Raw genomic sequence first — 24,155 nt, 5'->3', positions numbered from 1 at the left:
TAATTACTTAGCTTGAGCTTCAACCTGCGCTTCTACGCGACGGTTTACAGCGCGGCCAGCTTCAGTTTTGTTGTCAGCAACTGGGCGGGATTCGCCGTAGCCAACAGACTGAACGCGGGACGATTCAACACCGTACTGGTTGGTCAGAACTTGCTTAACGGCGTTTGCACGACGCTCGGACAGTTTCTGGTTGTAAGCGTCAGGACCGACGGAGTCAGTGTGACCTTCAACAGTAGTGGTGGTGGATGGGTACTGCTTCATGAAGTCAGCCAGGTTCTTGATGTCGCCGTAGCTGTTAGGCTTGACTACCGACTTGTCGAAGTCGAACTTAACGTCCAGCTCAACACGAACAACTTCAGCAACTGCTGGGCAGCCGTCAGCGTCAACAGTTACGTTGGCTGGGGTGTCCGGGCACTTGTCAACGTTGTCGCAAACGCCATCGTTGTCGCTGTCGGAGCAGACTTCAGCTGGTGCTGGAACTGGAGCAGCAGCAGGCTTGGAGCCGCCACCGAAGTTCACACCGATACCAACGCTAGGAGCCCACTCGGTGTCGCCCTGGTCGATGTTGTACTGAGCTTCAACGCCGGCACGAGCGTAGAAGTTGTCGGTGAAGTACAGCTTGGCACCAGCGCCAACGTTGGCGAAGGTGGAGCGGTCACGACCACCGGAACCGTTCTGACCGATGCTCTGATCGGAGAAACCAGCCGATACGTATGGACGCAGCATGTCGCCTGGGTTGTTGAAGTGGTACAGAGCGTCCAGAGCGGTGTTAGCGCCCTTGATGTTACGACCGTCGTCGGAACGCACGTTGTGCACTTCGTCGTAGCCCAGACGCAGTTCAACGTCGTCGGTCAGGAAGTAACCGATCGAGCCGCCGAACAGGTTGCCGTTGTTCTTGAAGTTACGAGCGCTGTCGAATTGTTCTTTCTTTGCGAAGCCTTCGATTTCAACTGCGCCTTGGCCTTGTGCCAGAGCGCCGAACGAAGTGGCGGCAATCAGAGAACCAATGGCCAAGCCCAAGGTGTTTTTCAGTTTCATCCGTTAAATCCCCATCTGGTGATTGTGAAGCAGTCCCGCAAACCGGGGGACAACTCGGCGGCAAGTCTATCAGAACTTGCCTACACGTAAGAGATATTTGCGCTGAACTAAGTTTCAGCAATGCCTGCAAATTTCTCACGCAATTTATCTAGAGCACGTTTGTAACGCATTTTTGTCGCACTCAAACCCATGTGCATGATGTCTGCGATCTCCTGAAATTCCAGCTCTGCGACAAATCGAAGCACCAGAATTTCGCGGTCAATCGGGTTCACATACACCAGCCAGCGATCAAGCCCGCCCTTCTCCTCGGGTTTCGGCGCCTTTTCTTCGGACGCTTCCTCGAGGGGGTCAAGACTCAATGCGTCCATCAAGCGACGCTTTCGCCGTTCCTTCCGATACTGCGTAATACATTCGTTGTACGTGATGCTGTAGAGCCACGTTTTGAACTTCGATTTCCCCTCGAAGTTCTTCAGGCCATACAGCACCTTCAACATGACTTCCTGACAGACATCGTCTGCGTCGCGATCGTTCCCAAGATATCTCGCACAAACGTTAAATAATGTTCGCTGGTAACGCCGCATCAGTTCTTCATAGGCGCGCGTTACGTGAAAAAGCTCGGTATGCGAGCGCGCGACCAACTCCTCATCAGAGAGCTCGCGGGGGTCGTAGCGCGTGGATAGCGTTTGGGCTTTATTCAAAACAAGTCGTGCCGACAGTCAGGTCAATGTCCACCGCAACCAGCATCAGCTGGCGTTTTGCGGCGGCATACATTAGCAGGGTTTGCCGGATTAGCGGCTACTCACGTGCTGTTCCAGCAGGATCCGATTGGAAAGTGAGACTAGCTCACCTTCATCGGTCAGCAATGTGGTTTTAACCGTGCCGATCTCCTCGATCTGGCCTTCGACCTCGCCAACACGCACTTGTTGCCCAACCTGATACAACTCACGCACATAGATTCCCGCAAGAATCTGACCGGCAATTTCCCGGCTTCCCAAACCCATGGCCAGCGCAACGGCCAGACCAACGGTAATCAAAACGATGACGATCACATGGTTCAGCAGGTCAGTCTTGACCTCAAGCTGACTGATTGCGACCGAGATACTGATGATGATCACCAGCCCTTGCGCAATTCGCCCCAGCCCCGAAGCGTAGTCCAGGCCCACGCCTTCTGCCGCCCCGCGCACCAGCCCGTTGGCCAGCTGCGCGAGCAAAACACCTACCAGCAACACCAGCGCCGCGCCGAATACTTTCGGCAAATAGAGCGCCAACATATCCAGCGTAGCCGAAACTCGCTCAAGGCCAAGAGATTCTGCTGCAGAAACCAGAAAAATCAGCAGGACGAACCAGTAAACGATCTTGCCGATCAGGGTCGAGATCGGAACCTGCAACCCTGCGCGCGACATCAGTTTGGTCAACCCGGTACCGCCCATCAGGCGATCGAGGCCCAGTTTCGCGAGCAGCTTGGAGAGCAAGGTATCGAGCAGCTTGGCCACGACGAAACCCAACAGCAGCACGACCAGTGCGCCGAACAGGTTCGGGATGAAGTTGGCGACTTTGGTCCACAACGCAGTCATTGCAGTGACGAGGCTCTGAGTCCAGAGATCAAGTTCCATATTCAATCAGCCTTATCAGCAGTACGAGCGGTAGGTTTACGAAGACGGGAAACCGGCGAGACATGCGCCGATCCATTATTCAGGGCGATCATCACCGCAGGCAGCCAACGGCCCAGCAGGCTGAACAGATCACCGGCGCCAACCTGGCGGTTGGCGGTTTTGAGTACGCGGCCCAGGCACGCATCGTCGTCGCGGCTGGACGGCGAAGCGTTGAGCATGTCGCGCAAAGACTGTTCAAACGGATCGTGCATACGCACCTCTCGTGATGTCTGTGAAAGACGCGGGCAGATTTGGTCGGGTCACATGCGCCATCTTCACACCCAGCGCAAACGACGGAATAACCACCACTGACCGAAGGCCAGGGCGAGTACCGTCAGACAGGCAATCAGGAAACCATAAGGGCTGTTGGAGAACGGGATACCGCCGACGTTTATGCCCAGCAGACCGGTGATGAAACTCATCGGCAAAAAGATGCAGGTGATGATCCCGAAGCGGTACATCGTGCGATTCATGCGCTCGCTCAAACGCCGGTCTTCGGCCTCCAGCACAAGCCCCACGCGCTCTCGGGTCAATTCGAGTTCTTCGAGATAGCGGGTCAGGCTGTTGTTGAGTTCGTTCCAGTAATCGGCATCGTCATCGACAAACCACGGCAGTTTTATCCGCGTGAGTTGTCCGAAAATATCCCGCTGCGGTGCAAGAAAACGCTTTAGTCCGGCCGCCCGACGACGGATGTGCAAAATGGCGCCATGCTCGGGCGTATACCGTTCGTCGGCATCCATCTTTTCTTCTTCCTCATCGGCGATTTCCGAGAGGCAAGTGACCAGATCCTGCACCTTGTTGGTGAGGAACTGCGCCAGATAAAGGATGAGTTCTGAGGACGTTTTCGGGCCTTTGCCGTCCGCCAGTTGAGCCAGCAGCTCATCGGTGGCGCGCAATGGGCGCAAACGCAGGGAGATCACCCGCTGGGCCGAAGCAAAAATCCGCACCGAGACCATGTCTTCCGGCTCGGCGCCCGGGTTGAGATTGACCCCGCGCAGAAACAGCAGCAGCTGGGCATCCGGCAGCGGCAACAGGCGCGGTCGGGTGTTCTCTTCCAGCAGCAGATCGCAGGTGAATTCGTTGAGACCGCTGGATTTGCGCAGCCAGGTCTGGGTCTGCGGATGGCTGCGATCCCAATGCAGCCACAGGCTTTCATGGGCCTGCAGTTGTAGATCGTCGAGCTCAGTCCGGGCTATCGAACGCGCACCGCCTTTTCCGTCCAGCACCAGGGCATGCACCAGCCCCCACTGCGCGTTTTCTTCCTCGAACATCCGCATCCCTTTGTCGAAAAGCTTATTCAGGCATCTGCAGCGGGCTTGGCGAGACGATCACGCCGTTGTTGTCCGCATAAATGTAGTGGCCCGGGTAAAATGTCACGCCGGCAAACGTCACCGGGACGTTAAGGTCACCAATGCCGCGTTTTTCGGTTTTCATCGGGTGGCTGGCCAGCGCCTGCACGCCCAGATCGGTCTGGGCAATGACGTCGACGTCACGGATGCAGCCGTAGATCACCAGCCCTTCCCAACCGTTTTTAGCGGCTTTCTCGGCGATCAGGTCGCCCAGCAGCGCGCGACGCAGGGAACCGCCGCCATCGACGACCAGTACCTTGCCGTTGCCCTTGAGCTCAGCCTGTTCCTTGACCAGTGAGTTGTCTTCGAAGCATTTGATGGTCACGATTTCGCCGCCGAAGGAATCACGGCCACCGAAATTGCTGAACATCGGTTCCAGCACCTGCACCAGCTCCGGATAGGCGTCGCACAGGTCAGGCGTAAGGTAATGGTTCATCGAAAAACTCCTGTAACAAGGAAGACGATCAAGGATGACGCATTCTTTTGAGACGATCTCCGGCGGTCGCTGTTTACCTTAGTCCATCCCATGGTCGCTGAACGAACCTGAACAAACCCTGAAACGTAATAGCTAAACAGCCACCAAAAATGACCAGAACCGCACAACGCGTCATATCTTAGCCGCAAGCCAACCCGAACGAAATGCCCTTCTCAGGGCTTCCTTCTCAGACCGCAGCGGCCAGGTCCGGCTTCTCGCCCAGCAACGGCGTGTGCTGATCGTTCAACCAACGCGCCACCAATGGCCACACCTCAGTCTGCGCCGCTTTGCTCACCAGCATCTCGACATGGCCGAAATTATCGTTGAAGCCCTGCTCACGCCCCAGATTGATGAATTGCTTGTGCTCCGAACCGATCTGCTCGAACAACTTGCGACAGGCCCAGGCCGGATCCTGATGATCGCCTGCTGCACTGACCGCCAGCACTGGCACTCGCACATCGGCCAGCCCCGCCCACCAATCCTTGTCCTTGTCGCCAAAACGGCCGAACAAGCCGTACCAGCGCATGCTTTCCAGCGCCAGACCGATCGGCTCATCTTCCGGGCCACGTTTGAGACGCGAACCCGACAATTGCGCAAAGCGCTTGAGAATGAAGCGCCCGCTCCACTCCACCGGCGGGATTTTCAGCGGCCAGTAGGTGCGGCTGACCTGGGTGCCGAAAAACGCTGCCGACGCCACGGCAGGCTCGCCAAGGTATTCGCCACCGAGCGCCGCCGCCAGGGTGATGCCGCCCAGCGAATGGCCGATCCAGTGCGGCACCTGACCGCTCTGCTCACGCACGAACGCGGCAATCGCCGGGAGATCGTAGCGGGCATAGTCGGCGACACGGTTGCGTCGGTATTCTTCGTTGCGCGCCGACAAGCCGTGGCCGCGCATCTCCGGAATCCACACGTCGAACCCCAGGCGCGTCATATACGCGCCCAAGCCCAGGCCTTTGGGTGAAAACCAGAAGCGTCGATTGGAGAAACTGCCGTGCAGCAAGATCACCGGCACACCGCGAGGCGTCGAGTCATCGGCCATGCCCAAACGGGTCACAGCGATTTCCACGGACCAGTCGGGACTGTTGCCGGGTTTCAAGCGATACACGTCTTCGCTCAGATCACCACGCCGTTCGGCGCTGATCAGGGCGACAGGAAATAGGTTGCTGCTGCTTTGCATAATGCTCTTGCACAAAAAAGGGCGGCATCTACAGGAGCCCGCCCTACTTGAATCTCAAGGCCCGCCCCAAAGAGGGAACGGGCCGTTCACTATTGATCAGGCCTGCGCCTGGCCTTCTGCGAGGAAGAACCAGGTTTCCAGCACCGTGTCCGGGTTCAGCGACACGCTCTCGATGCCCTGCTCCATCAGCCACTTGGCCAGATCCGGGTGGTCCGAAGGACCCTGACCGCAGATACCGATGTACTTGCCGGCCTTGTTGCACGCGGCAATTGCGTTGGCCAACAACTTTTTGACCGCCGGATTACGCTCGTCGAACAGGTGCGCGATGATACCGGAATCGCGGTCCAGGCCCAGCGTCAGCTGAGTCAGGTCGTTGGAACCGATCGAGAAACCGTCGAAGAATTCGAGGAATTCTTCAGCAAGGATCGCGTTGGATGGCAGCTCGCACATCATGATCACGCGCAGACCGTTCTCGCCGCGCTTCAAGCCGTTTTCGGCGAGCAGATCGACCACCTGGCTGGCTTCGCCCAGGGTACGGACGAATGGCACCATGATTTCGACGTTGGTCAGGCCCATCTCGTTGCGCACACGCTTCAGCGCGCGGCACTCGAGTTCGAAGCAGTCACGGAACGATTCGCTGATGTAACGCGAAGCGCCACGGAAGCCCAGCATCGGGTTTTCTTCTTCCGGCTCGTAGAGCTTGCCGCCGATCAAGTTGGCGTATTCGTTGGACTTGAAGTCCGACAGACGCACGATGACTTTCTTCGGTGCGAACGCGGCAGCGAGGGTGCTGATGCCTTCGACCAGTTTCTCGACATAGAAACCGACCGGATCGTCGTAACCGGCGATACGCTTGTCGACGCTTTCCTTGATTTCCTGCGGCAGACCGTCGTAGTTCAACAGCGCTTTCGGGTGAACGCCGATCATGCGGTTGATGATGAATTCCAGACGGGCCAGGCCGACACCGGCGTTCGGCAGTTGCGCGAAGTCGAAAGCGCGGTCCGGGTTGCCGACGTTCATCATGATCTTGAACGGCAGCTCCGGCATGGCGTCGACGGAGTTCTTCTTGATATCGAAGCCCAGTTCGCCTTCAAAGATGTAACCGGTGTCGCCTTCGGCGCAGGACACGGTCACGCCCTGGCCATCCTTCAGCAGTTGGGTGGCGTTGCCGCAACCGACCACTGCCGGGATACCCAGCTCACGGGCGATGATTGCCGCGTGGCAGGTACGGCCACCACGGTTGGTGACGATGGCGCTGGCGCGCTTCATCACCGGTTCCCAATCCGGGTCGGTCATGTCGGAAACGAGCACGTCGCCCGGCTGGACTTTGTCCATTTCGGACACGTCTTTGATGATGCGCACTTTACCGGCGCCGATGCGCTGGCCAATCGCACGACCTTCAACCAGCACGGTGCCGGTTTCTTTCAGCAGGTAACGCTCCATGACGTTGGCCTGGGTGCGGCTTTTCACGGTTTCCGGACGCGCCTGCACGATGTACAGCTTGCCGTCGTCACCGTCCTTGGCCCATTCGATGTCCATCGGGCAGCCGTAGTGCTTCTCGATGATCATCGCTTGCTTGGCCAGTTCGCTGACTTCAGCGTCGGTCAGGCAGAAACGCGCGCGGTCAGCCTTGTCGACGTCGACAGTCTTGACCGAACGACCGGCCTTGGCTTCGTCGCCGTAGATCATCTTGATGGCTTTGCTGCCCAGATTGCGACGCAGGATCGCCGGACGACCGGCCTCCAGCGTGCCCTTGTGTACGTAGAACTCGTCCGGGTTGACCGCGCCTTGTACGACGGTTTCGCCCAGACCGTAGGCGCCGGTGATAAACACCACGTCACGGAAACCGGATTCGGTATCGAGGGTGAACATCACGCCGGCGGTGCCGGTTTCCGAACGCACCATGCGCTGCACGCCAGCCGACAGGGCGACCAGTTTGTGGTCAAAGCCCTGGTGCACGCGGTAGGAAATCGCACGGTCGTTGAACAGCGAAGCGAACACCTCTTTGGCGGCGCGGATAACGTTTTCCACGCCACGGATGTTCAGGAAGGTTTCCTGCTGACCGGCGAAGGACGCGTCCGGCAAGTCTTCGGCGGTGGCGGAAGAACGCACGGCCACGGCCACATCAGGATTACCGACCGACAGCGCGGCGAACGCGGTGCGGATCTCGGCATTCAGTTTTTCCGGGAATTCGGCTTCCATGATCCATTGGCGGATCTGGGCGCCGGTCTTGGCCAGGGCGTTGACGTCGTCAACGTCGAGTGCGTCGAGGGCCTTGTGGATCTGGTCGTTGAGGCCGCTCAGTTCGAGGAAATCACGATAGGCCTGAGCCGTCGTGGCGAAGCCGCCGGGGACCGAAACACCGGCGCCTGCCAGGTTACTGATCATCTCGCCCAGGGATGCGTTCTTGCCCCCCACATGCTCAACATCGTGTTTGCCGAGCTTATCGAGGGAAACTACGTACTCTACCAAGGTGATCTCTCCACTAACTGTGTTGGAAAAGCTCAGAAACCGGCGGCCCGGGGGAGCCTTGGCCGGTTGTATGGCCTGGACCTGGAAAATAAGTGAGAATGCGGGCCAATGGCGGCCGACAAATCGCGCCTATCATATCCAGAAATGCTCATTAGCTTAAGGCCCAAGGTGCAAATGAAACGATCTGCTTTCTTCATCTCCGATGGCACCGGCATCACTGCCGAAACCCTGGGGCAAAGCCTTCTGGCGCAGTTCGAAAACATTACCTTCAGCAAATTCACGCGACCGTACATCGACAGCGTTGAAAAAGCGCGGGCCATGGTACAACAAATCAACAAAGCCGCTGAAACCGACGGCTTTCGCCCGATCATCTTCGACACCATCGTCAATCAGGACATCCGTGAGATTCTCGCAACCTCCAATGGTTTCATGATCGACATTTTCTCTACCTTCCTCGCCCCGCTCGAGCAGGAACTGACCGAGCATTCTTCCTACACCGTCGGCAAGTCGCACTCGATCGGGCACAACTCAAATTACATGGAGCGGATCGAGGCGGTGAACTTCGCGCTCGATAACGATGACGGCGCGCGCACCCACTATTACGACAAAGCCGACCTGATACTAGTGGGCGTGTCGCGATGCGGCAAAACGCCGACGTGTCTGTACATGGCCATGCAGTTCGGCATCCGCGCGGCCAACTACCCGCTGACCGAAGACGACATGGAACGCCTGACCCTGCCGACGGCACTGCGCGCCCATCAGCACAAGCTGTTCGGCCTGACCATCGACCCCGACCGTCTCACCGCGATCCGCAACGAGCGCAAGCCCAACAGCCGTTATTCGAGCTACGCCCAGTGCGAATTCGAAGTGCGCGAAGTGGAAAACCTGTTCCGCCGCGAGAACATCCCGCACATCAATTCCACGCATTTTTCGGTGGAAGAGATTTCGGCGAAGATTCTGGTGGAGAAAGGTGTGGAGCGGCGGTTCAAGTAGTTGCGGTGTCCTGGCTGACGGCATCGCTGGCAAGCCAGCTCCCACAGGGATTTGTTGTGAATGTGAGTTTCGCAAACACCTGATAAACCTGTGGGAGCGGGCTTGCCCGCGATGAACGATCACACGGTGTCTGTTAATGCCTTGGCCAAAGCTTCAAAGCCGCCAAGCAACAACCCGTCATCCCCCACCGAATTACACACACTCACCCGAATAAATTGCGGCACCGCAGCATGCCCCACCGCAAACGCCTCAGCGGTGGCCACCAGATAGTTATTCTCTTTCAACTCCGCCGCAATCTGCGACGCCCGCCACAGCTCGGGCACTTCCACCCAGAAATGCGGACTGTAAGGGTGAGTCTTGTAGTTCAAACCCTGCAGCAAGGGTGCCACCAAGGCCTTGCGCCGAGCGATCTCGCTGATCTGCTCATCCAGCAAACGCTCGGCCATGCCGCTTTCGATCCACAGACTGGCCACTTCCATCGATAACGGATTGGCCATCCAGCACGTTGCACGAATGGCGGCACTCAAACGCCCGATCAACGCTTGCGGTGCATGCAGATAACCGACGCGCAACCCCGCCGAAACAGCCTTGCTGAGGCTGCCGATCAATACCGCGCGCTCCGGTGCGAAATAACTCAGCGGTAATGGGCGCTGGCGATCCAGCACCGCATGGGCTTCGTCTTCGATGATCAGCAGATTGTGCTGGCGGCAGATTTCGGCAATCGCCTCGCGCCGTGGGATCGACATCACGGCGGCCGTAGGATTCTGGATCGTCGGCGTGCAATACAGCGCAGAAACACGATGCTGACGGCAGATATCCTCCAGCGCCGACGGTAAAAGCCCTTCGTCATCCATCGCCGCGCCAATGAGTTTTATCCCGAGCTGGCGTGCGACGCCGATCAATCCCGGGTAGGACAGATGCTCGGTCACAACGGTGTCGCCGGCCTTGAGCAAGCCCATCAATGTGCACAACAGACCATGCTGGCCGCCGTTGACGCATAACACCTGGTCAGCGTGCGGGACATACGTCGCATGCTGCAACCAGACTGCCCCGGCCAATCGGTGCCGGGCCAGACCGCCCTCTGCGGTGTACCCGGTCAATTGCTGCAACACCCGAGGATCACTGGCCAATTCCTGCAGGCTCTGACTCATGAATGCCGCTTCCTGCGCCGGGATCGGTTGATTGCGGCTCATGTCGAAACAGGCCGACGGCTCATCGCTGACATTACGAAAGCCTTTGTCCTGCGGCCGTTCCATCCCGCGCTGACACACATAAGTGCCATCTCCGACGCGGGCGACAACCAATCCCACCCGCTCCAATTCACCGTAGGCACGGCTGATCGTACCGATGGTCACCCCGAGGCTGTCGGCCAGCAGCCGGTGCGGCGGCAACTTGCATCCCGCCTCAATCACACCCTCCTCAATGGCCTGCGAGACCGCGTCCGCCAGGCGTTTGTACTTCACGCCAACGCCATTGGCGAGGCCGTCGCGGAGAATTGACACCATGGCAATACTTACTTTGACAGTCATTCTCGCCCCGAATAGCGTGCTTAAAACAGGTTCAATCAGAAATAGACCGTTTCCGCGATCAGGTCAATTCCACCGTTCGGAGTACGCCACATGTCGACCGCCGTCAGCACACCGATGCACATCAGCAAACCCTGGCTCGCCGGATTGATCACCAGCACGCTGTTTCTGATCGTCTGTCTGAGTTGGGGCACGACGTGGCTGGGGATCAAGATTGCAGTGGAAAGCGTGCCGCCGTTGACGGCCGCCGGGTTGCGCTTTCTGATCGCTTTTCCGCTGTTTCTGAGCTTTGCGCTGTTGCGCAAGGAACCGCTATTGTTTCCGCGGCAAAGTCGCGGGTTCTTCGTGTTCGTCACGCTGTCATATTTCAGCCTGCCCTACTACCTGCTCAACTACGGTGAAGTGCACGTTTCGTCGGGCCTGACAGCGCTGCTGTTCAGTTGCATGCCGGTGTTTATCCTGTTGTTTTGCGCGCTGTTTCTGCGCGAGAAAATCTACCCGTCGCAAATACTCGGCATCGCCATCGGCTTTGGCAGTCTGTTCATGATTATTCGCAGCCAGGGTCTGCACCTGGATCAGGCCGAATGGCTTGGGGTGCTGGCGATTCTATGTGCGGCGGTAATGCACGCGCTGTGTTACGTGGTGACAAAGAAACACGGCAGCGCCATCAGCGTGATCACCTACAACACCCTGCCGATCGGTATCGCCGGGCTGATGTTATTTATTGTCGGTTTGAGCGTTGAGGCGCCGGTGTTCAGGGACGTCAGCGTACGCTCCTGGGCTGCGCTGTTTTACCTTGGGCTGGTGGCGTCGGTCGGTGGATTCATCGTTTACTTTTTGCTGCTTAAACGCTTGAGCCCGATCATTCTGTCGTTCGTGTTTATCATTTTCCCGGTGTTCGCCGTGATCATCGGCGCCTGGTACGAGGGGCAAACCCTGTCCCGGGAGCTGATGATCTATTCGGCGGTTTTGCTCAGCGGGTTTGCGCTCACCAAATTGCCTATCGAAAAGTGGCGCAAATCGTCCATTTAGGAGCTGCCGAAGGCTGCGATCTTTTGATCCTGTTTTTTACAATCAGAGTCAAAAGATCGCAGCCTGCGGCAGCTCCTACAGGTTTTCGTCAGATCACAAACAGGTCGACGAAACGGTTTACCGGGGTGGCTTCAAGCAGCGCTGGATCCTTGCACAATGCGAAGATTTCGCCGCTGCGCTGGCCGGTGAAACGTGTGGCCAGATTGGCTTTGAACTTGTCTTCGAGTAATGGGATGCCCTCGGCACGGCGGCGGCGATGGCCGATCGGGTATTCCACGACGATGTTGTCGGTGCTGCTGCCGTCCTTGAAAAACACCTGCACGGCGTTGGCGATCGAGCGCTTGTCGGCTTCAAGGTATTCGCGGGTGAAGCGCGGCTCTTCGACGATGACCATTTTCTCGCGCAGTACGTCGATGATCGGATGCGCCCGGTGAAAATCGTCTTCGTACTGCTCCGCAACCAGATTGCCGAAGGCCAGCGGCACGGCGGTCATGTACTGGATGCAGTGGTCACGGTCGGCGGCGTTGGCCAACGGCCCGACCTTGGAAATGATGCGGATCGCCGATTCGTGGGTGGTGATGACGATCTTGTCGATTTCGTGCAGGCGATTGCGCACTTGCGGATGCAACGTCACCGCCGCTTCACAAGCCGTTTGCGCGTGGAATTCGGCGGGAAAGCTGATCTTGAACAGGACATTTTCCATTACGTAACTGCCAAACGGCCGCGAAAAACTGAAAGCACGTTTATCGTCCGGTTTCAGCGCCAGATCGCTGTTGGTGTGGCTGAACAGCACGTCATAAAAGCCCCACTGCCTGGCGCTGAGAACTCCGGGGATGCCCATTTCACCGCGCAGGGCGATATCGGCCAGACGCACACCACGACTCGTCGCATCCCCCGCCGCCCAGGATTTTCGCGAACCGGCGTTCGGAGCATGACGATAGGTGCGCAACGCCTGACCATCGGCAAACGCGTGGGACAAGGCCGACAGCAGTTGCTCACGATTGGCGCCCATCAGTTTGGCGGTAACGGCGGTTGAGGCGACTTTCACCAGAATGACGTGATCAAGTCCTACGCGATTGAAGGAGTTTTCCAGAGCCATCACGCCTTGAATCTCGTGGGCCATGATCATCGCTTCGAGCACATCGCGAATCGTCAGCGGCGACTCACCGTTGGCCAGACGCTTTTGCGAGAGGTGATCGGCCACCGCAAGAATGCCGCCGAGGTTATCCGACGGGTGCCCCCACTCGGCGGCGAGCCAGGTGTCGTTGTAGTCGAGCCAGCGGACGATGCAGCCGATGTCCCATGCGGCTTTGACCGGGTCGAGGCGATAGGACGTGCCCGGGACTCGCGCGCCAAACGGCACGACGGTGCCTTCGACCATCGGGCCAAGATGCTTGGTGCATTCGGGGAAGCGCAGGGCCAGCAGGCCGCAGCCCAGCGTGTCCATCAGGCAGTTGCGGGCGGTGTCGAAAGCTTCGGCAGAGGTGACTTTGAAGGTGAGGACGTAATCGGCGATGTCCTGCAGGACACGGTCGTAGTCGGGGCGGTTGTTCAGGTCGACGTTGGCTCTCATTGCGGTTCTCCTGTGCGGGAATGATGAGTGGGTGCGGTCTTCCTCAGGGCTTGGCGGGTTTGGTCTGGTTGATTGCAGGTCTGGGGTGCCTGCTTGTTTTGGGTTTCTTCAGTGGGTGGCCCCTCACCCTAGCCCTCTCCCGAGGGAGAGGGAACCGATTGGGGGATGCAGTAGAGGTTCACCGACGTGAGCGATCTGCGCTGAATCCATAATGGATCTGGTCAATGCACAACTTCAAACACCTCGATGCCCCTGAATCGATCTTTCAGGTCGGTGCACTCCTTCAGACGCCTCGGTCGCCCCCCCTGAATCCATAATCGACTGGATCTTTCAGGTCGATGTACAGCGTCAGACACCTCGGTCGGCCCCCTCTCCCTCCGGGAGAGGGCTGGGGTGAGGGAAAAGGTTCGCGAGTCAGAAAGAATCCCCGGGAATGCGTACGTAGCCTTCCATCAGCACGCGCGCACTGCGGCTCATGATTGCTTTTTTGACGATCCACTCACCGTTTTCCAGACTGGCTTCAGCGCCAACGCGCAACGTCCCGGACGGATGCCCGAAGCGCACGGCATTGCGTTCAACGCCACCGGCCGCAAGGTTTACCAAGGTGCCGGAAATGGCCGCCGCAGTACCAATCGCAACGGCCGCCGTGCCCATCATCGCGTGGTGCAACTTGCCCATCGACAACGCCCGCACCAGCAAATCCACATCACCCGCGCCGATCGCTTTGCCACTGGACGCCACATACGCCGCAGGCTTGGCGACAAACGCAACTTTCGGCGTGTGCTGACGCTTGGCCGCTTCATCCAGATTCGATATCAGGCCCATGCGCAGCGCGCCATAGGCACGAATGGTCTCGAACATCTGCAACGCTTTCGGATCGCTGTTGATCGCGCTTTGCAGCTCGGTGCCGGTGTAACCAATGTCTTCGGCGTTGACGAAAATCGTCGGGATACCGGCGTTGATCATGGTCGCCTTGAACGTGCCGACACCCGGTACCTCCAGCTCATCGATCAGGTTGCCGGTGGGGAACATCGAACCGCCGCCACCCTCTTCTTCAGCCGCCGGATCCATGAATTCAACCTGCACTTCGGCGGCCGGAAAGGTCACGCCGTCAAGTTCGAAATCACCGGTTTCCTGTACTTCGCCGTTGGTGATCGGCACGTGGGCAATAATCGTTTTGCCGATGTTGGCCTGCCACACGCGCACCACCGCGACACCGTTGTACGGAATGCGGCTGGCGTCGACCAGACCGTTGCTGATGGCGAACGAACCGACGGCTGCCGAGAGGTTGCCGCAGTTGCCACTCCAGTCGACGAACGGCTTGTCGATGGAGACCTGACCGAACAGGTAATCGACGTCGTGATCGGCCTTGATGCTTTTCGACAGAATCACGGTTTTGCTGGTGCTGGAGGTGGCGCCGCCCATGCCGTCGATTTGCTTGTCGTACGGGTCAGGGCTGCCGATCACGCGCAGTAATAAAGCGTCGCGAGCAGGGCCAGGAATCTGCGCGGCTTCGGGCAGGTCCTTGAGGCTGAAGAACACGCCTTTGCTGGTGCCGCCGCGCATGTAGGTGGCGGGGATTTTGATTTGTGGTGCGTGAGCCATGGTTGCTCCTCAAAGGACCAAGGGATTCGTCATCCCTTGGTCACTTAACTTGTTTTAAACGGCAACCGCCGACTCTTCGAGGAAGTCCTGAGCGAAGCGCTGCAACACGCCGCCAGCCTCGTAGATCGACACTTCTTCAGCGGTATCCAGACGGCAAGTCACCGGCACGTCAACGCGCTCGCCGTTCTTGCGATGGATCACCAGCGTCAGGTCCGCACGCGGTTTGCGCTCGCCGATCACGTCGTAGGTTTCGCTGCCGTCGATGGCCAGCGTGTGACGGTCGGTGCCCGGCTTGAACTCCAGCGGCAACACGCCCATGCCCACCAGGTTGGTGCGGTGAATGCGCTCGAAACCTTCAGCGGCAATCGCCTCGACACCGGCCAGACGCACGCCTTTCGCCGCCCAGTCACGGGACGAACCCTGACCGTAATCGGCGCCGGCAATGATGATCAGCGGCTGCTTGCGTTCCATGTAGGTTTCGATGGCTTCCCACATGCGCATGACCTTGCCTTCCGGCTCGACACGCGCGAGCGAACCCTGTTTGACCTTGCCGTTTTCCACGACCATCTCATTGAACAGTTTCGGGTTGGCGAAGGTCGCGCGCTGCGCGGTCAAGTGGTCGCCACGGTGGGTGGCGTACGAGTTGAAGTCCTCTTCCGGCAGGCCCATTTTCGCCAGGTATTCGCCGGCGGCGCTGTTGAGCATGATCGCGTTGGACGGCGACAGGTGATCGGTGGTGATGTTGTCCGGCAGCACCGCCAGCGGGCGCATACCCTTAAGCGGACGTGCGCCGGCCAGCGCGCCTTCCCAATACGGCGGACGGCGAATGTAGGTGCTCATCTCACGCCAGTCGTACAGCGGCGTGACTTTCGGGCCGGTGTCTTCATGGACGGCGAACATCGGAATGTAGACCTGACGGAACTGCTCAGGCTTGACCGAAGATTTCACCACCGCGTCGATTTCTTCGTCGCTCGGCCAGATGTCCTTGAGGCGGATTTCCTTGCCGTCGACCACGCCCAAGACATCCTTCTCGATATCGAAACGGATGGTCCCGGCGATGGCGTAAGCGACCACCAGCGGCGGCGAGGCGAGGAACGCCTGCTTGGCGTACGGGTGAATGCGGCCGTCGAAGTTGCGGTTGCCCGAGAGCACGGCAGTCGCATACAGATCGCGGTCGATAATCTCTTGCTGGATCACCGGATCGAGTGCGCCGGACATGCCGTTGCAGGTGGTGCAGGCGAACGCGACGACGCCGAAACCGAGCTGTTCCAGCTCCGTGGTCAACCCTGCTTCGTCGAGGTACAGCGCCACGGTTTTCGAGCCCGGCGCCAGCGAGGATTTGACCCACGGTTTGCGGGTCAGGCCAAGCTTGTTGGCATTACGCGCCAGCAGTCCGGCAGCAATCACGTTGCGCGGGTTGCTGGTGTTGGTGCAACTGGTGATGGCAGCGATGATCACCGCGCCGTCGGGCATTTGCCCCGGCACGTCATCCCACTGCCCGGAGATGCCTTTGGCGGCCAGGTCCGACACCGCCACGCGGGCGTGCGGGTTGCTTGGGCCGGCCATGTTGCGCACTACCGACGACAGGTCGAAGGTCAGGCCGCGCTCGTATTGCGCGCCTTTCAGGCTGTCGGCCCACAGGCCGGTGAGCTTGGCGTATTGCTCGACGAGCTGCACTTGCTGGTCTTCACGACCGGTGAGTTTCAGGTAATCGATGGTTTGCTGGTCGATGTAGAACATCGCCGCCGTGGCGCCGTATTCCGGGGCCATGTTGGAGATGGTCGCGCGGTCGCCGAGGGTCAGCGCCGCCGCCCCTTCGCCGAAGAACTCCAGCCACGCGCCAACCACTTTCTGTTTGCGCAGGTATTCGGTCAGCGCCAGCACCATGTCGGTGGCGGTGATGCCCGGTTGCAGCTTGCCGGTCAGCTCGACGCCGACGCTTTCCGGCAGACGCATCCACGACGCGCGGCCAAGCATCACACTCTCGGCTTCGAGACCGCCGACGCCGATGGCAATCACGCCCAGCGCATCGACATGCGGAGTGTGGCTGTCGGTGCCGACGCAGGTGTCGGGGAACGCCACGCCGTCGCGCACCTGGATCACCGGGGACATTTTCTCCAGGTTGATCTGGTGCATGATGCCGTTGCCCGGCGGGATTACATCAACGTTCTTGAAGGCTTTTTTGGTCCAGTTGATGAAGTGGAATCGGTCTTCGTTGCGACGGTCCTCAATGGCGCGGTTCTTCTCGAACGCCTGCTTGTCGAAACCGCCCGCCTCCACCGCCAGCGAGTGGTCGACGATCAATTGCGTCGGCACCACCGGGTTGACCTGCGCCGGATCGCCGCCCTGTTGCGCAATCGCGTCACGCAGGCCGGCGAGGTCGACCAGCGCGGTCTGGCCGAGAATGTCGTGGCAGACCACACGGGCCGGAAACCACGGGAAGTCGAGGTCGCGTTTGCGTTCGATCAGTTGCTTGAGGGAATCGGTGAGCGTGGCCGGGTCGCAGCGACGCACGAGGTTTTCCGCCAGCACGCGGGAGGTGTACGGCAGGGTGTCGTAACTGCCGGGCTGGATCGCCTCGACAGCCGCGCGGGCATCGAAATAATCCAGAGGACTGCCGGGCAGGGTTTTGCGGAATTCTGTGTTCATCGGGTCAGGACTCGGGTCACGGTAGTTTCAAAGGGTGGGGCCAGACACCGACCTCAAAATTCACACTGAACCCTGTGGGAGCTGGCTTGCCAGCGATGCGGTGGGTCAGTCAGCATCATTGTTGGATGTGACGCCGTCATCGCTGGCAAGCCAGCTCCCACAGGGATTTAGGTGAGCTTCGAGATCAGTATTCGGCACTCACCATTTCAGCGACGTTCGATTGGCACGAACTTGCGCTGTTCAACGCCGATGTACTCGGCGCTTGGACGGATGATGCGGTTGTTGGCGCGCTGTTCGAACACGTGCGCGGCCCAGCCGGTCAGGCGCGAGCAGACGAAGATCGGCGTGAACAGCTTGGTCGGGATACCCATGAAGTGGTACGCCGAGGCATGGTAGAAATCGGCGTTGGGGAAGAGTTTTTTCTGCTCCCACATGGTCTTGTCGATGGCTTCCGAAACCGGGAACAGCACCTTGTCACCGACTTCATCCGCGAGTTTTTTCGACCAGCCCTTGATCACCTCGTTGCGCGGGTCGCTGTCCTTATAGATCGCGTGGCCGAAGCCCATGATCTTGTCCTTGCGCTCGAGCATGCCGAGGGTGCCTTTGATCGCGTCTTCCGGCGACGAGAAGCGCTCGATCATTTCCATCGCCGCTTCGTTGGCGCCGCCGTGCAACGGGCCGCGCAGCGAACCAATAGCGGCTGTTACGCAGGAATACAGATCGGACAGCGTCGATGCGCAAACCCGTGCGGTGAAGGTCGAGGCGTTGAATTCGTGCTCGGCGTAAAGGATCAGCGAAACGTTCATCACTTTGACGTGCAGTTCGCTTGGCTTCTTGTCGTGCAGCAGGTGCAGGAAGTGACCGCCGATGGTCGGCTCGTCGCTGACGCAATTGATGCGTTTGCCGTCGTGGCTGAAGCGATACCAGTAGCACATGATCGCCGGGAACGCGGCCAGCAAGCGATCAGTCTTGTCGCGCTGCTCGGAGAAGTCTTTCTCCGGTTCGAGGTTGCCGAGGAACGAGCAACCGGTGCGCATCACGTCCATCGGGTGGGCGTCGGCGGGGATGCGTTCGAGCACTTCTTTCAGCGCTTGCGGCAGGTCGCGCAGTTTGCTCAGTTTGCCTTGGTATTCGTCGAGTTGCGCCTGGGTCGGCAGTTCGCCGTAGAGCAGCAGGTAAGCGACTTCTTCAAATTGTGCATCGGCTGCCAGTTCGCGCACGTCGTAGCCGCGATAGGTCAGCCCGGCACCGGCCTGGCCCACGGTGGACAGTGCGGTTTGCCCGGCGACCTGGCCACGGAGCCCGGCGCCACTGAGTACTTTTGCTTCGGCCATTGCTGTCTCCAATTTTTGAATTTGTTAGGGAATCTGCAATTACGGTGTTGTTCGCAAAAGATCGCAGCCTTCGGCAGCTCCTACATCGAACGCGCTCCTGTAGGAGCTGTCGAGTGAAACGAGGCTGCGATCTTTTGATCTTTCAATCATTTTTTCGCGGCAAACAACGCATCGAGCTTCTGCTCGAAGGTGTGGTAGTCGATGCGATCGTAAAGCTCCATGCGAGTCTGCATGGTGTCGATGACATTCTGTTGCGTGCCGTCGCGGCGGATCGCGGTGTAGACGTTTTCCGCCGCTTTGTTCATCGCGCGGAACGCCGACAGCGGGTACAGCACCAGCGACACGTCGGCGCCGGCCAGTTGCTCGGTGGTGTACAGCGGCGTCGAACCGAACTCGGTGATGTTGGCCAGAATCGGCGCTTTCACGCGGTTGGCGAACAGCTTGTACATCTCCAGTTCCGTGATGGCTTCCGGGAAGATCATGTCGGCGCCGGCCTCGATGCATGCCGCTGCGCGATCAAGTGCCGATTCCAGACCTTCCACCGCCAGCGCATCGGTGCGCGCCATGATCACGAAGCTGTCATCGGTACGCGCATCGACCGCAGCTTTGATGCGGTCGACCATTTCCTGCTGGCTGACGATCTCTTTGTTCGGACGGTGGCCGCAGCGCTTGGCACCCACCTGATCCTCGATGTGAATCGCCGCCGCGCCAAACTTGATCATCGACTTGACCGTACGCGCGACGTTGAACGCCGACGAGCCGAAACCGGTATCCACGTCGACCAGCAGCGGCAGATCGCATACGTCGGTGATGCGCCGAACGTCAGTCAGCACGTCGTCCAGACCGGTGATGCCAAGATCCGGCACGCCGAGCGAACCTGCGGCCACCCCGCCACCGGACAGGTAGATCGCCTTGAAACCGGCACGCTTGGCCAGCAGCGCATGGTTGGCATTGATCGCGCCGACCACTTGCAAGGGGTGCTCGCTGGCGACCGCATCGCGGAAACGCTGGCCTGGAGTGTTCAGGTTGGAACTCATGACTCACCTCGTTCAGTGGCTGTCTTGTTGTGGGCGCCGTCCTGGTAATGACGGGCGATGTTGCGTTTCGAGGCGCCGATGTGACGGCGCATCAATAATTCCGCGAGCTCGCCGTCACGGTCGGCGATGGCATCGAGAATCCGGTGGTGTTCGGCAAAGGCCTGGCGCGGGCGGTTCGGCGTGGTGGAGAACTGGATGCGGTACATGCGCACCAGTTGATACAGCTCGCCGCAGAGCATCTGCGTCAGCGTGCGGTTGCCGCTGCCCTGGATGATCCGGTAGTGGAAGTCGAAATCGCCTTCCTGCTGGTAATAGCCAACACCGGCCTGAAACGCTGCGTCGCGTTCGTGGGTTTCCAGCACCCGGCGCAGTTCGTCGATTTCTTCTAAGCTCATGCGTTCGGCCGCCAGACGGCAGGCCATGCCTTCGAGGGATTCGCGGATTTCGTAGAGTTCGAGCAGCTCGGCGTGGCTGAGTGAGACCACCCGCGCGCCGACATGCGGTACGCGCACCAGCAGGCGCTGGCCTTCCAGACGATGAATCGCCTCACGCAGCGGCCCGCGACTGATGCCGTAAGTGCGCGCCAGCTCCGGCTCGGAGATCTTGCTGCCCGGGGCGATCTCGCCTTTGACGATGGCCGCCTGAATGCGCCGGAAGACGTTTTCCGAAAGCGTCTCGGAATCGTCGCCGTTGATGACCGGGGGATCGAGTTGATCCAGCATGATTGTCGACACCTTTAAATCCAATGTGGCAAAAACTAGCCAATTCGCCGGCATCAGTCAAAGGATAAATAGACATTGTCGACAATCGTCTAATAACCTTAAAAGATCGCCGCCTTCGGCAGCTCCTGCAGGGCGCACGCAAACCCAATGCAGGAGCTGCCGAAGGCGGCGATCTTTTGATCTTTTATAGACCGGCCCCAGCGCTGGCGCCATAAAACCACCGTGCTAGAATGCCGCCCGCATTTGCTGGCCATTTGTACGGCTTGTCATAAAAAGCTGATAGGCACACGAAGGGCCTTGCGCAACTTTTGCCAAGGACCTGAACCGAAAACGGAACGCTGCGCACCAGGATTTATGAGACTCAAGCCTTTTCCCACATTCTTCGCCCTGTTTTGCCTGCCCGGCCTCGCCGCCGCGGGGGAAAAAACCGTGTACGGCCTCAACGAATATGCTTCGCTTGACGGCATCAATCTGGAAGTGGCGGCCAAACTCGACACCGGGGCGAAAACCGCCTCACTGAGTGCCCGCGACATCAAACGCTTTAAACGCAACGGTGAGTCCTGGGTACGTTTCTACCTGGCCATCGACGCCGCGCATTCGCACCCGATCGAACGGCCGCTGGCGCGGGTCAGCAAGATCAAGCGCCGCGCCGGCGACTACGACCCGGAAGAAGGCAAGAAGTACACCGCCCGTCCGGTGATCGAGCTGGATATCTGCATGGGCACAGCAATGCGCAGCATCGAAGTGAACCTGACCGACCGAAGTGCGTTCCAATACCCGCTTTTGATCGGCTCCGAAGCGCTGAAACGCTTCGACGCGCTGGTCGACCCCAGTCTTAAATACGCTGCCGGCAAACCCGCCTGCACCATCGCCGCTCATACCGCCGAGTAATTTCCATGCGTTCTCTAACCTTCCACCTGAAAATCCTGATTACCATTCTGGTGCTCCTGGGCGTTTCGGTTACGGCCTATCAGATTTTCGTGCTCGGCATCCCGGTGACCGAAGACGCCACCGACGACTTGTGGAACATCGACGCCAAAGTCGAGTTCGTCGCCAGCACCAAGGATCCGGTAAAGATCCAGATGTTCGTGCCACCGTTGAGCCGCGATTACGTCAGCCTTAACGAGAGTTTTATCTCCAATAACTACGGCGTCGCCGTCAACCGCGTCGACGGCAACCGCAAGGTCACCTGGTCGGCGCGCCGGGCCAAGGGCAACCAGACCCTTTATTACCGTCTGGTGCTGACCAAGCGTTACACCGCGGAAAAATCCAAGATCAAAGGCCCGACCTTCCGCGACAGCATCGCCATTGAAGGCCCTGAGAAAATCGCCGCCGAAGCCCTGCTCGCGCCGATCCGCCAGCACTCTGCCGACGTCGAAACCTTTATTGGCGAGGCGATCAAACGCGTCAACAACGTCAACGATGACAACGTGAAACTGCTGCTGGCCGGCGATCCGTCGACGCCGCACAAAGCCAAAATCGTCGAACTGCTGCTGTCCATCGCCCACGTGCCGGTGGAAAAAGTCCATACCATCCGCCTCGTCGCCGACCAGCCGCAAACGCCTGAACTGTGGCTGCGCAGCTTCAACGGCAACGACTGGCTGTACTTCAACCCGGAAACCGGCGAACAAGGCCTGCCGACCGACCGCCTGTTGTGGTGGACCGGCGATGAAAACCTGATCACCGTCGACGGCGGCAAGAAAGCCAACGTGACCTTCAGCCTCAACAACAGCGAGATGAACGCGATTCGTCTGGCCAAGCTGACGGACGAAAACACCGACGCCAACTTCCTCGAATACTCGCTGTACGGCTTGCCGCTGCAGACTCAGCAGACCTTCATGATCATGGTGATGATCCCGATCGGCGTGCTGGTGATCCTGATTCTGCGCAACCTGATCGGCCTGCAGACCCTCGGCACGTTCACCCCGGTACTGATCGCCCTCGCCTTCCGCGAAACCCAACTGGGCTTCGGCATTCTGCTGTTTACCGTGATCACCGCGCTGGGCCTGTCGTTACGGTCGTATCTGGAACACCTGAAGCTGCAAATGCTGCCGCGCCTCTCGGTGGTGCTGACCTTTGTTGTGGTGTTGATCGCGGCGATCAGCCTGTTCAGCCACAAGCTTGGCCTGGAGCGCGGGCTTTCGGTGGCGCTGTTCCCGATGGTGATTCTGACCATGACCATCGAACGCCTGTCGATCACCTGGGAAGAGCGCGGCGCCAGCCATGCGATGAAAGTCGCGATCGGCACGCTGTTCGCGGCGTCCCTGGCGCACCTGATCATGACCGTGCCTGAGCTGGTCTACTTCGTGTTCACCTTCCCGGCGATCCTGCTGATTCTGGTCGGTTTCATGCTGGCGATGGGGCGTTATCGCGGCTACCGCCTGACCGAGCTGGTGCGTTTCAAGGCTTTCCTGAAGAAGGCTGACGCCTGATGTTCGGTTTCTGGAAGACCTGGAAGGCCCTGGAAGCGCGGGGCATCATGGGCATCAATCGGCGTAACGCCGACTACGTGCTCAAGTACAACAAGCGCAGCCTGTACCCGATCGTCGATGACAAGATCATCACCAAGGAGCGCGCCATCGAGGCCGGCATTCACGTGCCGGAACTGTATGGCGTTATTTCCACAGAGAAGGAAATCGACAAGCTCGACGAGATCATCGGCGGCCGCAACGACTTCGTGATCAAACCGGCCCAGGGCGCTGGCGGCGACGGCATCATCGTGATTGCCGACCGCTTCGAGGGCCGCTATCGCACGGTGTCGGGCAAGATCCTTGCTCATGAAGAGCTGGAACATCACATCTCAAGCATCCTCACCGGTTTGTATTCACTGGGCGGGCACCGCGACCGCGCGTTGATCGAATACCGCGTGACTCCGGATCAAATCTTCAAAAGCATCAGCTACGAAGGTGTGCCGGACATCCGCATCATCGTGTTGATGGGCTACCCGGTGATGGCCATGTTGCGCCTGCCGACCCGGCAGTCCGGCGGCAAGGCCAACCTGCACCAGGGCGCCATCGGTGTCGGTGTCGACTTGGCCACGGGTCTGACGCTGCGCGGCACCTGGCTGAACAACATCATTACCAAACACCCCGACACCACCAACGCGGTGGACGGCGTGCAACTGCCCTACTGGGACGGTTTCATGAAACTCGCGGCCGGCTGCTATGAGCTGTGCGGGTTGGGGTATATCGGTGTGGACATGGTGCTGGATCAGGAGAAAGGCCCGCTGATTCTGGAATTGAATGCGCGGCCGGGTTTGAATATCCAGATCGCCAACGACTGTGGGCTGACGTTGCGTACGCACGCGGTGGAAGCGCGCCTGGAAGAGCTGAAGACGCGTGGTGTGACGGAGACGGTTGAGGAGCGCGTGGCGTTTACTCAGGAAATGTTTGGGCATATTCCTGCGGTCGAAGGCTAAAAGCTGAAAAGCCCCTCACCCTAGCCCTCTCCCAGAGGGAGAGGGGACTGACCGAGGTGGATATTGGAGCTACGCCGACTTGAAAGTCTTGAGTCGAACTCAG

20 protein-coding genes are annotated in these 24,155 nt (G+C 59.1%); 5 read left to right on the top strand and 15 right to left on the bottom strand.

The features are described 5' to 3' along the window. Nucleotides 1-3: 3 nt before the first annotated feature. The 8 genes from M9827_RS05260 to ppsA all read right to left on the bottom strand — a co-directional run bounded on the left by M9827_RS05260 (nucleotide 4) and on the right by ppsA (nucleotide 8,163). Entirely contained in the window at nucleotides 4-1,038 is a 1,035-nt protein-coding gene (locus M9827_RS05260; RefSeq protein ID WP_034152869.1) for an OmpA family protein, read from the bottom strand. A gap of 107 nt (nucleotides 1,039-1,145) precedes the next feature. Next, nucleotides 1,146-1,736 (bottom strand): RNA polymerase sigma factor SigX, encoded by a 591-nt coding sequence (gene sigX / locus M9827_RS05255; RefSeq protein ID WP_011333251.1) that lies wholly within the window; start codon nucleotides 1,734-1,736, stop codon nucleotides 1,146-1,148. Nucleotides 1,737-1,826: 90 nt separating this feature from the next. After that, nucleotides 1,827-2,651, bottom strand: a complete 825-nt coding sequence (locus M9827_RS05250; RefSeq protein ID WP_007916401.1) for a mechanosensitive ion channel family protein — start codon at nucleotides 2,649-2,651, stop codon at nucleotides 1,827-1,829. Nucleotides 2,652-2,653: 2 nt separating this feature from the next. Further along, on the bottom strand, nucleotides 2,654-2,902 hold the full coding sequence (locus tag M9827_RS05245) for a CrfX protein (protein ID WP_250603970.1): 249 nt from the start codon (nucleotides 2,900-2,902) through the stop codon (nucleotides 2,654-2,656). Between the two features lie 63 nt (nucleotides 2,903-2,965). Beyond that, nucleotides 2,966-3,961: a divalent cation transporter CmaX gene (gene cmaX, locus M9827_RS05240; protein WP_250603968.1), complete on the bottom strand. Its 996-nt coding sequence runs from the start codon at nucleotides 3,959-3,961 to the stop codon at nucleotides 2,966-2,968. 22 nt (nucleotides 3,962-3,983) lie between these two features. Beyond that, nucleotides 3,984-4,475, bottom strand: coding sequence for a ribonuclease E activity regulator RraA (rraA, locus tag M9827_RS05235; protein WP_250603966.1), 492 nt, complete (start codon nucleotides 4,473-4,475; stop codon nucleotides 3,984-3,986). 226 nt (nucleotides 4,476-4,701) lie between these two features. Continuing rightward, nucleotides 4,702-5,691, bottom strand: a complete 990-nt coding sequence (locus M9827_RS05230) for an alpha/beta fold hydrolase (protein WP_250603964.1) — start codon at nucleotides 5,689-5,691, stop codon at nucleotides 4,702-4,704. Nucleotides 5,692-5,787: 96 nt separating this feature from the next. Continuing rightward, the gene (gene ppsA / locus M9827_RS05225; protein WP_250603962.1) at nucleotides 5,788-8,163 is read right to left on the bottom strand and encodes a phosphoenolpyruvate synthase; all 2,376 of its coding nucleotides are present in this window, start codon (nucleotides 8,161-8,163) and stop codon (nucleotides 5,788-5,790) included. Nucleotides 8,164-8,337: 174 nt separating this feature from the next. Here ppsA and ppsR point away from each other — a divergent pair, with 174 nt between their 5' ends. Then, entirely contained in the window at nucleotides 8,338-9,156 is an 819-nt protein-coding gene (gene ppsR, locus M9827_RS05220) for a posphoenolpyruvate synthetase regulatory kinase/phosphorylase PpsR (RefSeq protein ID WP_016773826.1), read from the top strand. Between the two features lie 119 nt (nucleotides 9,157-9,275). Here ppsR and M9827_RS05215 read toward each other — a convergent pair whose 3' ends face one another. Next, a complete protein-coding gene (locus M9827_RS05215) occupies nucleotides 9,276-10,685 on the bottom strand; it encodes an aminotransferase-like domain-containing protein (RefSeq protein WP_250603960.1) in 1,410 nt (469 codons plus the stop codon). Between the two features lie 114 nt (nucleotides 10,686-10,799). Here M9827_RS05215 and M9827_RS05210 point away from each other — a divergent pair, with 114 nt between their 5' ends. Continuing rightward, nucleotides 10,800-11,714 carry a DMT family transporter gene (locus M9827_RS05210; RefSeq protein ID WP_250604219.1) on the top strand — a complete coding sequence of 305 codons (915 nt, stop codon included), beginning with the start codon at nucleotides 10,800-10,802 and terminating at the stop codon, nucleotides 11,712-11,714. Between the two features lie 88 nt (nucleotides 11,715-11,802). On the opposite strand, the gene prpD is transcribed toward M9827_RS05210, so the two are convergent. The 6 genes from prpD to M9827_RS05180 form a co-directional block, all read right to left on the bottom strand. Then, nucleotides 11,803-13,287, bottom strand: a complete 1,485-nt coding sequence (gene prpD, locus M9827_RS05205; protein WP_250603958.1) for a 2-methylcitrate dehydratase — start codon at nucleotides 13,285-13,287, stop codon at nucleotides 11,803-11,805. A 414-nt stretch (nucleotides 13,288-13,701) separates the two neighbouring features. After that, on the bottom strand, nucleotides 13,702-14,892 hold the full coding sequence (gene prpF, locus M9827_RS05200; protein ID WP_250603957.1) for a 2-methylaconitate cis-trans isomerase PrpF: 1,191 nt from the start codon (nucleotides 14,890-14,892) through the stop codon (nucleotides 13,702-13,704). 54 nt (nucleotides 14,893-14,946) lie between these two features. Then, nucleotides 14,947-17,541 (bottom strand): Fe/S-dependent 2-methylisocitrate dehydratase AcnD, encoded by a 2,595-nt coding sequence (gene acnD / locus M9827_RS05195; protein ID WP_250603956.1) that lies wholly within the window; start codon nucleotides 17,539-17,541, stop codon nucleotides 14,947-14,949. A 206-nt stretch (nucleotides 17,542-17,747) separates the two neighbouring features. Beyond that, on the bottom strand, nucleotides 17,748-18,875 hold the full coding sequence (prpC, locus tag M9827_RS05190; protein ID WP_134175031.1) for a bifunctional 2-methylcitrate synthase/citrate synthase: 1,128 nt from the start codon (nucleotides 18,873-18,875) through the stop codon (nucleotides 17,748-17,750). A gap of 146 nt (nucleotides 18,876-19,021) precedes the next feature. After that, complete coding sequence (gene prpB / locus M9827_RS05185) at nucleotides 19,022-19,912, bottom strand: methylisocitrate lyase (protein ID WP_250603955.1); 891 nt, start codon at nucleotides 19,910-19,912, stop codon at nucleotides 19,022-19,024. Then, entirely contained in the window at nucleotides 19,909-20,631 is a 723-nt protein-coding gene (locus M9827_RS05180; protein ID WP_250604217.1) for a GntR family transcriptional regulator, read from the bottom strand. The genes prpB and M9827_RS05180 overlap by 4 nt, the downstream gene beginning before the upstream one ends. A gap of 357 nt (nucleotides 20,632-20,988) precedes the next feature. On the opposite strand from M9827_RS05180, the gene rloA reads away from it, so the two are divergent. Genes rloA through M9827_RS05165 form a run of 3 tightly spaced genes read left to right on the top strand, consistent with a single transcriptional unit; the run spans nucleotide 20,989 to nucleotide 24,052 of the window. Beyond that, the gene (rloA, locus tag M9827_RS05175) at nucleotides 20,989-21,525 is read left to right on the top strand and encodes a retropepsin-like aspartic peptidase RloA (RefSeq protein WP_053116866.1); all 537 of its coding nucleotides are present in this window, start codon (nucleotides 20,989-20,991) and stop codon (nucleotides 21,523-21,525) included. Between the two features lie 5 nt (nucleotides 21,526-21,530). Continuing rightward, nucleotides 21,531-23,066, top strand: coding sequence for an osmotic stress tolerance membrane protein RloB (gene rloB, locus M9827_RS05170; protein WP_093431750.1), 1,536 nt, complete (start codon nucleotides 21,531-21,533; stop codon nucleotides 23,064-23,066). Beyond that, nucleotides 23,066-24,052 carry an alpha-L-glutamate ligase-like protein gene (locus M9827_RS05165; RefSeq protein ID WP_250603953.1) on the top strand — a complete coding sequence of 329 codons (987 nt, stop codon included), beginning with the start codon at nucleotides 23,066-23,068 and terminating at the stop codon, nucleotides 24,050-24,052. Before rloB ends, M9827_RS05165 begins: the two co-directional genes overlap by 1 nt. The last annotated feature ends 103 nt before the right edge of the window (nucleotides 24,053-24,155 follow it).

The organism is Pseudomonas sp. AKS31, assembly GCF_023634765.1.
In the GTDB taxonomy this organism is placed as follows: Bacteria; Pseudomonadota; Gammaproteobacteria; order Pseudomonadales; family Pseudomonadaceae; genus Aquipseudomonas.
This window is presented reverse-complemented; position numbering and strand designations above follow the sequence as displayed.

Bases quoted from the DNA above. Each gene is read 5' to 3' on its own strand.
- M9827_RS05260 (WP_034152869.1), bottom strand. From the start codon at position 1,038: ATGAAACTGAAAAACACCTTGGGCTTGGCCATTGGTTCTCTGATTGCC.
- M9827_RS05250 (WP_007916401.1), bottom strand. From the start codon at position 2,651: ATGGAACTTGATCTCTGGACTCAGAGCCTCGTCACTGCAATGACTGCG.
- M9827_RS05245 (WP_250603970.1), bottom strand. From the start codon at position 2,902: ATGCACGATCCGTTTGAACAGTCTTTGCGCGACATGCTCAACGCTTCG.
- cmaX (WP_250603968.1), bottom strand. From the start codon at position 3,961: ATGTTCGAGGAAGAAAACGCGCAGTGGGGGCTGGTGCATGCCCTGGTG.
- rraA (WP_250603966.1), bottom strand. From the start codon at position 4,475: ATGAACCATTACCTTACGCCTGACCTGTGCGACGCCTATCCGGAGCTG.
- M9827_RS05230 (WP_250603964.1), bottom strand. From the start codon at position 5,691: ATGCAAAGCAGCAGCAACCTATTTCCTGTCGCCCTGATCAGCGCCGAA.
- ppsR (WP_016773826.1), top strand. From the start codon at position 8,338: ATGAAACGATCTGCTTTCTTCATCTCCGATGGCACCGGCATCACTGCC.
- M9827_RS05215 (WP_250603960.1), bottom strand. From the start codon at position 10,685: ATGACTGTCAAAGTAAGTATTGCCATGGTGTCAATTCTCCGCGACGGC.
- M9827_RS05210 (WP_250604219.1), top strand. From the start codon at position 10,800: ATGCACATCAGCAAACCCTGGCTCGCCGGATTGATCACCAGCACGCTG.
- prpD (WP_250603958.1), bottom strand. From the start codon at position 13,287: ATGAGAGCCAACGTCGACCTGAACAACCGCCCCGACTACGACCGTGTC.
- prpF (WP_250603957.1), bottom strand. From the start codon at position 14,892: ATGGCTCACGCACCACAAATCAAAATCCCCGCCACCTACATGCGCGGC.
- acnD (WP_250603956.1), bottom strand. From the start codon at position 17,541: ATGAACACAGAATTCCGCAAAACCCTGCCCGGCAGTCCTCTGGATTAT.
- prpC (WP_134175031.1), bottom strand. From the start codon at position 18,875: ATGGCCGAAGCAAAAGTACTCAGTGGCGCCGGGCTCCGTGGCCAGGTC.
- prpB (WP_250603955.1), bottom strand. From the start codon at position 19,912: ATGAGTTCCAACCTGAACACTCCAGGCCAGCGTTTCCGCGATGCGGTC.
- rloA (WP_053116866.1), top strand. From the start codon at position 20,989: ATGAGACTCAAGCCTTTTCCCACATTCTTCGCCCTGTTTTGCCTGCCC.
- rloB (WP_093431750.1), top strand. From the start codon at position 21,531: ATGCGTTCTCTAACCTTCCACCTGAAAATCCTGATTACCATTCTGGTG.
- M9827_RS05165 (WP_250603953.1), top strand. From the start codon at position 23,066: ATGTTCGGTTTCTGGAAGACCTGGAAGGCCCTGGAAGCGCGGGGCATC.